The organism is Mameliella sp. MMSF_3455 (genome assembly GCF_030733205.1).
In the GTDB taxonomy this organism is placed as follows: domain Bacteria; phylum Pseudomonadota; class Alphaproteobacteria; order Rhodobacterales; family Rhodobacteraceae; genus Antarctobacter.
This window is the reverse complement of sequence record NZ_JASHJL010000004.1, coordinates 219526-229941: the sequence shown is the minus strand read 5'-3', so window position 1 is coordinate 229941 and position 10416 is coordinate 219526. Positions and strand designations below refer to the sequence as shown.

Sequence of the window (10416 nt, the reverse complement as noted above, 5' to 3'; positions counted from 1 at the left end):
CCGCCGCCGAAATGGCCGCCGCCCACGGGGTCGAGGCCATGGATGCGCCGGTTTCGGGCGGTGTCGGCGGCGCGGCGGGCGGCACGCTGACCTTCATGGTCGGCGGGTCCGACGCCGCCTTTGCCCGCGCCCTGCCCCTGTTCGAGGTCATGGGCCAGAAGGCGGTACATTGCGGCACCCCGGGCAACGGCCAGGCGGCGAAGATCTGCAACAACATGATCCTCGGCGTGACCATGATCGCCACCTGCGAGGCCTTTGCCCTGGCCGACAAGCTGGGCCTCTCGCGCGAGGCGATGTATGACGTGGTCTCGACCTCCTCGGGACAAAGCTGGTCGATGACCACCTATTGCCCCGCCCCGGGCGTCGGACCGCAATCGCCCTCGGACAACGACTATCAGCCCGGGTTCGCCGCCGACCTGATGCTCAAGGACCTGCGCCTGAGCCAGCAGGCCGCAAGCGAGGTCGATGCAGACACGCCGCTGGGCCAGGCGGCAATGGACCTCTACCGCCGCTTCGTCGAGGAAGAGGACGGCGCGGGCCGCGACTTCTCGGCCATGCTGCCCCGCTTCGAGACGCGCGGGCGCGGTTGATCCAAATCATATTCTCGAATCGTGATCCGAGTCATGACGGACCCGGAAGTGAACCTTTGTCTGGGGGAAGTTATGTTCGAGAAAAATATGGGGTCCGCCGATCGCGCCATCCGTGCGGTTCTGGGCGTTCTTCTGGTGATCGCCTTCTTTGCTTGGCTCAGCGGCACCTGGGCCTGGATCGCCCTGGTCGTCGGCGTCGTCATGCTGGCCACCGCGGCGATGGGATCCTGCCCGCCCTACAGCCTGCTTGGCATCAGGACCTGCGCCCGCAAGTAACCGCGCATGCATGTCGCCCCCGGCAAGTCTTTGCCGGGGGCGTGACTTTTCTCGGAACCCGCTGGCTTGGGACGGTATTGCCCTCCGAAGACACAGGAGATCCGACCATGCAAACCCGCTCGCTTGCCATCCTCATCCTGATCGCCATGCCGCTAGCGCTGCCCGCCACGGCCCAGCCCAAGGGCTGCCCGCCCGGGCTTGCCAAGAAGGACCCCGCCTGCGTGCCGCCCGGTTTGGCCAAGAAGCGGGTCCAGGCACCTGACCGCCATTACATCACCGATGACCATGTCATCTTGGGCGATCCGCTGCGCTACGGGCTGGACCCGGATCGCACCTACTATCGTCTTGGGGACCAGGTCGTGCGGGTGGACCGCGAGACCGGCGAGATCCTGAATTTCATCGGCTCTCTGGCCGCGCTTCTCGACTGATCCCGCGGAGGGCCGAAAGGCCCTCCAATTTCATTTCTGGCGCGATTTGTACGTTTTGTACGTTTTGCTGGAATCGCTGTACGTTTTGTACGTTTCGTACAAAAAATCGGCCCGCTACTCGGCCGCCACCTTGCGCGGTTTCAGCATCGGCTTGAGGTAGCGCCCGGTGTGAGAGGCCTCGACCTCGGCCACCTTTTCCGGCGTGCCCTCGGCAACGATCTGGCCACCGCCGTCGCCGCCTTCCGGACCGATATCAATGATCCAATCGGCGGTCTTGATGACGTCGAGATTGTGTTCGATCACCACCACCGTGTTCCCGGCCTCGACCAGTTCATGCAACACTTCCAATAGCTTGCGCACATCCTCGAAGTGCAGGCCCGTGGTCGGCTCATCCAGGATATAGAGCGTGCGGCCCGTCGAACGCTTGGCCAGTTCCTTGGACAGCTTGACCCGCTGCGCCTCACCGCCCGACAGCGTCGTCGCCTGCTGGCCCACCTTGATATAGCCCAGCCCCACGCGCATCAGCGCATCCATCTTGTCCCGTATCGCCGGAACCGCCTTGAAGAACTCCTGCGCGTCCTCGACCGTCATCTCAAGAACGTCGGCTATGCTCTTGCCTTTAAAGAGAACTTCCAGCGTTTCACGGTTGTAGCGCGCGCCCTTGCAGGTCTCGCAGGTGACGTAGACATCGGGCAAAAAGTGCATCTCGATCTTGATGACACCATCGCCCTGGCAAGCCTCACAGCGCCCGCCCTTGACGTTGAAGCTGAACCGCCCCGGCTTGTAGCCGCGCGCCTTGGCCTCTGGAAGACCGGCGAACCAATCGCGGATCGGGGTGAAAGCACCGGTGTAAGTCGCTGGATTCGAACGCGGAGTCCGTCCGATGGGCCGCTGGTCGATGTCGATGACCTTGTCCAGGTGCTCCAGTCCCTTGATCGTTTCGCAGGGCGCCGGCGTCTGTCGCGCGCCGTTCAGCGCCATGCTGGCCGTCTTGAACAGCGTCTCGATGGTCAGCGTGGACTTTCCGCCGCCCGAAACCCCGGTCACGCAAACAAACTTGCCCAGCGGGAAATCGACGGTCACCTCTTTCAGGTTGTTCCCCGTCGCCTTGACCACCTTCAGCTTTTTCTTGTTTCCTTTCCGCCGCTTGTCGGGCACCGAGATTTCGCGCGTGCCGCTCAGGTACTGACCGGTCATGCTCGCGGGATCACCCGCAACCTCCTCTGGCGTGCCCTGCGACACGACCTGACCGCCATGCACCCCGGCGCCGGGCCCGATGTCAAAGACGTAATCCGCCTCGCGGATCGCCTCTTCATCATGTTCCACCACCAACACCGTGTTGCCCTGGTCGCGCAGGTTCTTGAGCGTGTCGAGCAACCGCGAGTTGTCCCGCTGGTGCAGACCAATCGACGGCTCGTCAAGGACGTAGAGAACCCCGGTCAGTCCCGACCCGATCTGGCTGGCCAGCCGGATACGCTGACTCTCGCCACCGGAAAGTGTTCCCGCAGAACGACTTAGCGTGAGGTATTCAAGTCCCACGTTATTCAGAAAGCCCAGCCGCTCGCGGATCTCCTTGAGGATGGCCTTGGCGATCTCGTTCTTCTGGCTGGTCAGGCTGGCGGGCACCGTCTCGCACCAGTCGAAGGCCTGTTTGATCGACATTTCGACCACCTGTCCAACGTGCAACCCGGCGATCTTGACCGCCAGCGCCTCTTCCCGCAGGCGGTAGCCGCCGCAGGTGCCGCAATCGCGGTTGTTCTGGTACCGCTCGAATTCCTCGCGGATCCAATTGGAATCCGTCTCGCGATAGCGCCGTTCCATGTTGGGAATGACACCCTCGAAGACCCGGCTCACTTGGTAGACGCGTCCGCCCTCGTCGTAGCGGAACTGGATTTCCTCGTCGCCCGAACCGTAAAGGAACACCTGCTGGACATGCGCCGGAAGGTCCTTCCACCGCGCATTCTTGTCGAACTCGTAGTGCCTTGCGATCGCCTCGATGGTCTGCAGGAAATACGGGCTCTTGCCCTTGCGCCAGGGTGCCAGCGCGCCGTCGCTGATCTTGAGTGTCTGGTCGGGCACCACCAGACGTTCGTCAAAGAAAAGCTCAACCCCCAGCCCGTCACATTCCGGGCAGGCGCCGAACGGCGCGTTGAAGGAGAACAGGCGCGGTTCGATCTCGGGGATGGTGAAACCACTGACAGGGCAAGCGAAATTCTCGCTGAAGGTGATCCGCTCGGGGTCACCCTCGCGCGGGGCGGTTTCCAGCACAGCGATCCCATCTGCCAGGTCCAGCGCGGTGCGAAAGCTGTCTGCCAGCCGGGTCTCCATCCCTTCGCGCACGACAATCCGGTCGACGACAACGTCGATGTCGTGACGAAACTTCTTGTCCAGAGTCGGCGGCTCATCCAGTTCGTAAAACTCGCCGTCCACCTTGACCCGCTGGAAACCCTGCTTGCGGAGCTCCAGAAATTCCTTGCGGTATTCGCCCTTGCGGTCGCGCACGATGGGGGCCAGCAGGTAAGCGCGGGTGCCTTCCTCCATTCCCATGACGCGGTCCACCATGTCCTGCACCTGTTGTGCCTCGATCGGCAGGCCGGTGGCGGGCGAATAGGGCGTGCCGACGCGGGCGAACAGCAGGCGCATGTAGTCGTAGATCTCGGTCACCGTCCCAACGGTCGAACGCGGGTTCTTCGAGGTCGTCTTCTGCTCGATGGAAATTGCCGGCGACAGACCACTGATGTGGTCGACGTCGGGCTTTTCCATCATGTCCAGAAACTGCCGCGCATAGGCAGACAGCGACTCGACATAACGGCGCTGCCCCTCGGCGTAGATCGTGTCGAAGGCCAACGAAGACTTGCCCGACCCGCTGAGGCCGGTGATGACAACCAGTTGATCTCGTGGGATATCCACGTCGATCGACTTGAGATTGTGCTCGCGCGCCCCGCGGACTTCGATCTGCTTGAGTTCCGGCATCACTTACCCCCGGCATTCCAACCTGCGTAGACATAGTTGAATTCGGCGAGACCGCCAATCGAAAAACGTGAACGAAGTGTGAACAAAGACGGCGGCGCCCGGATTTCCACCGGCGTGCTTCCTCTCGCCGCAGGCTGTTCGGACAGCGGGCGCCAGTCGGGTAAACCTTTCCTTGCCCGGGCAGTGCCCTCGGTGCAGGGTAACGGCGTATTACCGCCTGAAGGGGGGATTTCATGACCGCGTTTCGCCGCGCCGCTCTGGCGCTTTGCCTTGTTCCCGCGCTTGCCACCGCGCAGGAGGATCAACGCTCCATTCTCGTTCTCGACGCCTCCGGCTCCATGTGGGGCCAGATTGACGGCGTCGCCAAGATCACCATCGCCCAGGGCGTGGTCGGCGATCTGCTGGCCACCCTGCCCGAGACGCAGACGCTGGGGCTGACCGCCTACGGCCACCGCACCAAGGGCGATTGCACCGACATCCAGACGCTTGTCGAACCGGGCGCCGCCAGCCGCGACGCCATCGCCGCCCAGGTGAACAGGCTGCGCCCCCGCGGCAAAACACCGATGACCGACGCCGTCATACAGGCCGCCGAGGCCTTGAAGTACACCGAGGACCCGGCCACCGTGATCCTGGTCTCTGACGGGATCGAGACCTGCAACCCCGATCCCTGCGCCGCTGCCCGCGCGCTGGAAGAGGCCGGCGTGGACCTGACCGTGCATGTGGTCGGCTTCGATGTCAGCGACCCCGAGGCACGCCGCCAGATGCAATGCATGGCCGACGAGACCGGCGGCCAGTTCCTGCTGGCGGCCAATGCCAGCGAGCTGGGCAAGGCCCTGACCGAGGTGACACAGGCGCAGCCGGCGGCCACCTATGCAACCCGTTTCGTGGCGCAGGACGGCGCCGACGGCGGCACCATCGAAACGCCGCTGGTCTGGGACGTCCGCCGCGGCGAAGAGGTGATCGTCGATTTCCAGCAAAGTGCCTCGCTGGACATCGACCTGCCCGCCGGCAGCTATACCGTGACCGTCCTGCGACCCGAGGACGAGAGTAGCGTCGAGAAGAGCTTTGACGTGACCGACGCCACGCAGACCATCAACCTCGTCCTGCCCAGTTCCCTGCCCGAGGCGCTGGTCAGCGGGCCGGAACAGGCGGTGGCCGGATCGACGATCCCCGTCACCTGGGAGGGCCCTGACGAGGACGGCGATTACGTCACCGTCTCCAAACCCGATGACAATGGCTATGTGAATTACACCTACACCCGTGACGGGACGCCCGCACAACTGGTGATGCCGCCCGAGCCCGGCGCGTATGAGCTGCGCTATGTGCTGCGGGACGGACGCCAGACGCTTGCCACGCAGGCGATCACCGTCACTGCGGCAGAGGCCAGCCTGGACGCGGACGGCAGCGCCCCCGCCGGCGCAAGCATTCCGGTCACATGGACCGGACCGGATTACGAGGGTGATTACATCGCCGTCTCGGAGCCGGGCGACAAGGGCTATGTCAATTACACCTACACGCGCGAAGGCTCTCCCGCCTCGCTGGTGATGCCGCCCGAACCCGGCACCTACGAATTGCGTTATTTCATGCGTCAGGACCGTACCGTTCTGGCCACCCGCATGATCGAGGTGACGGCATTGGACGCCAGCCTCGAGGCCGCCGAGACGGCGGAGGTGGGCGCCGACATCCCCGTGACCTGGACCGGGCCGGACTACGAGGGCGATTACATCGCCGTGTCCAAGCCGGACGACAAGGGCTATGTCAACTACACCTACACCCGCGAGGGTGCGCCCCTGACGCTCAAGATGCCCTCCGAGCCGGGCACCTACGAATTGCGCTATTTCATGCGCCAGGACCGCACCGTTCTGGCCACGCGGATGATCGAGGTGACAGAGGTTTCGGCCACGCTGGACGTGGCCCCGACCGGCGCGGCGGGATCGGACATCCCCGTGACCTGGACCGGGCCGGACTACGAAGGTGACTACATCACGGTGTCCGAGATCGGCGACAACGGGTATGTCAACTATACCTACACCCGTGAAGGCTCTCCACTGGACTTGACCCTGCCCGCCGATGCCGGCACCTACGAGATCCGCTATGTCATGCGGCAGGACCGCACCGTGCTGGCCACCAAGACCATCGAGGTCTCGGACGTCAGCGCGACGCTCGACGTGGTCACAGAGGCGCGGGCCGGTGCCTCGGTGCTGGTGACATGGGACGGCCCCGGCTACGACAAGGACTATGTCACTGTGGCCGACGCGGACATGGCCGACAACAAGTACCACTTCTACACCTACACCCGCGAAGGCTCTCCGCTGCTGCTGCGGCTCCCGGCGGAACCAGGCACCTACGAGATCCGGTATGTGGCGGCGGGCGACAGCCCCCGCGTCGTGGCGCGCAACCAGATCACCCTGACCGAGGTGACGGCCAGCATCGACGCACCGGAACAGATCCCGGCCGGCGCGGTCCTGGGGCTGGACTGGGACGGCCCGGACTACAAGGGCGACTACATCAGCCTTGCCCGGGTCGGTGAGCCGGACAACAAGTACAGCACCTACAAGCACACCTCCGAGGACAGCCCGCTGGTGCTGAAACTCCCCGAAGGTCCGGGCAAATACGAGCTGCGCTACGTCCTTGGCCAGGGCAACAAGGTGCTGTTCCGCAAGCCCATCGAACTGACCTACGAGCCGGAGTAAGGCTGGTCATCCAGACAAGCAAAAGGCCCCCGTCCCGGGGGCCTTTTTCATTTGTCCATCAGCGGCGCCCTTACTGAAACCGGCCACCACGTTCGAGGACTTCGATCTGGTATCCATCGGGATCCGCGACGAAGAAGAAACGGGCGAACCTCTTTCCCTCCTGTGCGAACTCGACAATCTTGCGCGGCGCCAGCCCCGCATCTGTCAGCCGCTTGTGGGTGTCGTCCAGGTCCGCGACCGAAACCGCAAGATGACCATAACCATCGCCCAGGTCATAGGGTTCGGTGCGTCCCTTGTTCACGGTGAGTTCGACCTCGAAGCTGCTCTCTGCATTGCTCAGGTAGACAAGCGCGAAATCGTCGAAGTCCTTGCGTTCCGCGATCTCCAACCCGAAGGCCGTCCGGTAGAAATCGACCGAACGTGCCTCGTCGAGCACGCGGATCATGCTGTGAATTGCCTTGGCCATGCTATTCCTTCCGGTAATTTGCCAATGTCGCACGTCTCCTGCCCCGCCTCGGGACATGGCAAGAACGTGGATCAATGGCAACCGGACAGACGGCTTGCCCGCGATGACGAGGGCGCACGAAGCATGCCAAGGTCGGGTACCGCCGAGTGGCGCAAGGTGCCTTACCGATAGAGCAGCGACACCCCGTCCGCGAAAAGGTGCACCTTGTCGGGTTCTGCGCCCAGGGACACCTCCTTGCCGCGCATTTCGCGGTGAATGCCGGGCAGCTTGCCGATGACCGGATCGCCCCCACCTTCGGCCTCGAAATAAAGCAGCGTCACCTCGCCAAGAGCCTCGGTGATCTCGACCTTGCCGGAATAGATCGGCGTATCCTCGGTGGGCACGAAATCCTCTGGCCGCACGCCGACATTGACCCGCAGCCCCTTGTCCGCCTCGTTGGTCGGATAGTCCGAAAGAGCCGTACCACCGCCGTCCAGTTGCACGCGGGTCTGCGCGCCGGTCTCGACCACCTCGCCGGGCAGCAGGTTCATCGAGGGAGAGCCGATGAACTGTGCCACGAACTCGCTGTTGGGTTTTTCGTAGAGTTCCAGCGGACTGCCCACCTGCGCGATCCCCTTGTTGGCCAGGACGACGATGCGACTGGCCAGGGTCATCGCCTCGACCTGGTCATGGGTGACGTAGATCATGGTCCGATCGGGCATCTGCTCTTTCAACTGGGCGATTTCGATCCGGGTCGCCACCCGCAGCGCAGCATCCAGGTTCGAGAGCGGTTCGTCGAAGAGATAGACCTTGGGATCGCGCACCAGAGACCGTCCAATGGCCACCCGCTGCCGCTGACCGCCGGACAAAGCCTTGGGAAGGCGGTCCAGATAGGGTTCCAGTTGCAGCATCTTGGCCGCCCGATCGACCGCGGCTTCGATCTCGTCCGGGCTCTTCTTGGCCAGTTTCAACGCAAAGGACATGTTCTCGCGCACTGTCATGTGCGGGTACAAAGCGTAGCTCTGGAACACCATCGCGATGCCGCGCTGCGCGGGCGGGACGTCGTTGACCACCTGCCCGTCGATTTCCAGCGTACCGCCGGTGATCTTTTCCAGCCCGGCGATCATCCGGAGCAGCGTGGACTTGCCACAGCCCGAGGGTCCGACGAAGACGATCAGTTCACCCTCATCGATCTCGAGGTTGATGTCGCGCAACACCTGAACGGTCCCGCCATAGGTCTTTTCGACATCGGTCAGTTTCAGGTTGGCCATGTCCCCTCCCCCTTTTTCCTTGTCATGCCTGCCGCCGCGCCAGCGTGGGTTGCCAGGGGCCAAGATGCAGCTTGCCATCCGGTGCGGCCGTGGCGCTGCCCAGTTCCTGCCCGATCTGCTGCCAATCGCCGGCGGGCATCTCGATCACTGCGGGGTCGGCGCTCATGTTGACGGCAACAAAGACCTCCTCGCCCTCGTGACTGCGGATGAAATGCACGACGCTGCCGGTGGCGCGGACCTTGTCATGCGCCCCTTTGACCAACGCGGGATGGGCCGCACGGAAATGGATCGCCTTTCGATAATGGTGCAAGAGCGCGCCTGGATCATGCTCCTGCTCGGACACCGCGTGGCCCAGATGCGCATGACTGACCGGCAGCCAGGGATCGCCAGTGGTAAAGCCGCCACTCTGGTTGGACTTTTCCCAGACCATCGGCGTACGGCATCCGTCGCGCCCCTTGAACTCGGGCCAGAACTCGATCCCGTAGGGATCCTGCAGGTCCTCGAAAGGCACGTCTGCCTCCGGCAGGCCCAGTTCCTCGCCCTGGTAGATGCAGACCGACCCGCGCAGGCACATCATCAGCGTGGCAAAGGCCTTTTGCGCGGAGGGCGTCAGCTCCCACCGGCTGGCATGGCGCACGACGTCATGGTTGGAAAAGGCCCAGCAGGCCCAGCCGTCCGGCACCAACGTATCCACCCGCTCCATCACGTCTGCAATGCGCGCCGCGTCCGGCTGGCTGCCCGAGAGGAACTCGAAGGAATAGCACATGTGCACGCGGTCGTCCCCGGCGGTGTACTCGCCCATGATCTCCAACCCCTTCTGGGCGTCACCGACCTCTCCCACGGCCGTGGTGGCGTTGTATTCGTCCAGCACCGCCCGGAAGCGGGCCAGGAAGTCGAGGTTTTCGGGCCGGTTCTTGTCGTAGAGATGCAACTGGTGGTTGTACGGGTTCACACGGGGCGCGATGGAGGCATCACGCTGATCCACCGGCAAGGGCGGGTTGTCGCGCAGCTGCTGATCGTGGACGTAGAAGTTGATCGTATCCAGGCGGAACCCGTCGACGCCGCGATCCAGCCAGAAACGCACGACGTTCAACAGTGCGTCCTGCACATCCGGATTGTGAAAGTTCAGGTCCGGCTGCTCGGTCAGGAAGTTGTGCAGGTAATACTGTTCGCGCCGCGCATCCCATTGCCAGGCCGGGCCACCGAAGATCGACAGCCAATTGTTGGGCGGATTGCCGTCGGGCTTGGGATCGGCCCAGACGTACCAGTCCGCCTTCGGATTGTCGCGGTTGGCGCGGCTCTGCGCAAACCAGGGATGCTGGTCCGAGGTATGGGACAAAACGAGATCGATCATCACGCGAATGCCCAGCTTGTGCGCCGTATCCACCATGACGTCGAAATCCGACAGGGTGCCGAACATCGGATCGACGTCGCAGTAGTCGCTGACGTCATAGCCGAAGTCCTTCATCGGCGAGGTGAAAAAAGGCGAGATCCAGATCGCATCGACCCCCAGGCTGGCCACATAGGGCAGCCGTGCCGTGATGCCGTTTAGGTCGCCCACGCCGTCGCCGTTGCTGTCCTGGTAACTGCGCGGGTAGATCTGGTAGATCACCGCTCCACGCCACCAGTCCTTGTCTGCGCCAGCATCGGTCTGGGTTTGAAGTTGCGCGTTCATGTCATGGTCCTTCGCGTCGGGGGCTTGTCCCGGGACCTCCTGTCCCGGCGCCCGCAGGGTTCGGC

Annotated in this window: 8 protein-coding genes; 4 read left to right on the top strand and 4 right to left on the bottom strand. The window is 63.5% G+C overall.

Translation table 11 applies throughout. The features are described 5' to 3' along the window. The 3 genes from RBB42_RS04420 to RBB42_RS04410 all read left to right on the top strand — a co-directional run. The coding region (locus RBB42_RS04420) for an NAD-binding protein (protein WP_306043603.1) at positions 1–590 on the top strand (590 nt) is incomplete at its 5' end. Positions 591–662: 72 nt separating this feature from the next. Beyond that, positions 663–866: a YgaP family membrane protein gene (locus RBB42_RS04415; protein WP_305968297.1), complete on the top strand. Its 204-nt coding sequence runs from the start codon at positions 663–665 to the stop codon at positions 864–866. 107 nt (positions 867–973) lie between these two features. Beyond that, positions 974–1294: an excinuclease ABC subunit A gene (locus RBB42_RS04410; protein ID WP_305968296.1), complete on the top strand. Its 321-nt coding sequence runs from the start codon at positions 974–976 to the stop codon at positions 1292–1294. Positions 1295–1408: 114 nt separating this feature from the next. Here RBB42_RS04410 and uvrA read toward each other — a convergent pair whose 3' ends face one another. Beyond that, positions 1409–4267, bottom strand: a complete 2859-nt coding sequence (uvrA, locus tag RBB42_RS04405) for an excinuclease ABC subunit UvrA (protein ID WP_305968295.1) — start codon at positions 4265–4267, stop codon at positions 1409–1411. Between the two features lie 233 nt (positions 4268–4500). Here uvrA and RBB42_RS04400 point away from each other — a divergent pair, with 233 nt between their 5' ends. Then, complete coding sequence (locus RBB42_RS04400; RefSeq protein WP_305968294.1) at positions 4501–6960, top strand: vWA domain-containing protein; 2460 nt, start codon at positions 4501–4503, stop codon at positions 6958–6960. 70 nt (positions 6961–7030) lie between these two features. On the opposite strand, the gene RBB42_RS04395 is transcribed toward RBB42_RS04400, so the two are convergent. The 3 genes from RBB42_RS04395 to bglA form a co-directional block, all read right to left on the bottom strand. Continuing rightward, positions 7031–7426: a VOC family protein gene (locus RBB42_RS04395; RefSeq protein WP_305968293.1), complete on the bottom strand. Its 396-nt coding sequence runs from the start codon at positions 7424–7426 to the stop codon at positions 7031–7033. A gap of 161 nt (positions 7427–7587) precedes the next feature. Beyond that, entirely contained in the window at positions 7588–8676 is a 1089-nt protein-coding gene (locus RBB42_RS04390) for an ABC transporter ATP-binding protein (protein ID WP_305968292.1), read from the bottom strand. 22 nt (positions 8677–8698) lie between these two features. Further along, positions 8699–10351 (bottom strand): beta-galactosidase BglA, encoded by a 1653-nt coding sequence (gene bglA, locus RBB42_RS04385; RefSeq protein WP_305968291.1) that lies wholly within the window; start codon positions 10349–10351, stop codon positions 8699–8701. Positions 10352–10416 lie beyond the last annotated feature (65 nt).

Bases quoted from the DNA above. Each gene is read 5' to 3' on its own strand.
- RBB42_RS04400 (WP_305968294.1), top strand. From the start codon at position 4,501: ATGACCGCGTTTCGCCGCGCCGCTCTGGCGCTTTGCCTTGTTCCCGCG.
- uvrA (WP_305968295.1), bottom strand. From the start codon at position 4,267: ATGCCGGAACTCAAGCAGATCGAAGTCCGCGGGGCGCGCGAGCACAAT.
- bglA (WP_305968291.1), bottom strand. From the start codon at position 10,351: ATGAACGCGCAACTTCAAACCCAGACCGATGCTGGCGCAGACAAGGAC.
- RBB42_RS04390 (WP_305968292.1), bottom strand. From the start codon at position 8,676: ATGGCCAACCTGAAACTGACCGATGTCGAAAAGACCTATGGCGGGACC.
- RBB42_RS04395 (WP_305968293.1), bottom strand. From the start codon at position 7,426: ATGGCCAAGGCAATTCACAGCATGATCCGCGTGCTCGACGAGGCACGT.
- RBB42_RS04415 (WP_305968297.1), top strand. From the start codon at position 663: ATGTTCGAGAAAAATATGGGGTCCGCCGATCGCGCCATCCGTGCGGTT.
- RBB42_RS04410 (WP_305968296.1), top strand. From the start codon at position 974: ATGCAAACCCGCTCGCTTGCCATCCTCATCCTGATCGCCATGCCGCTA.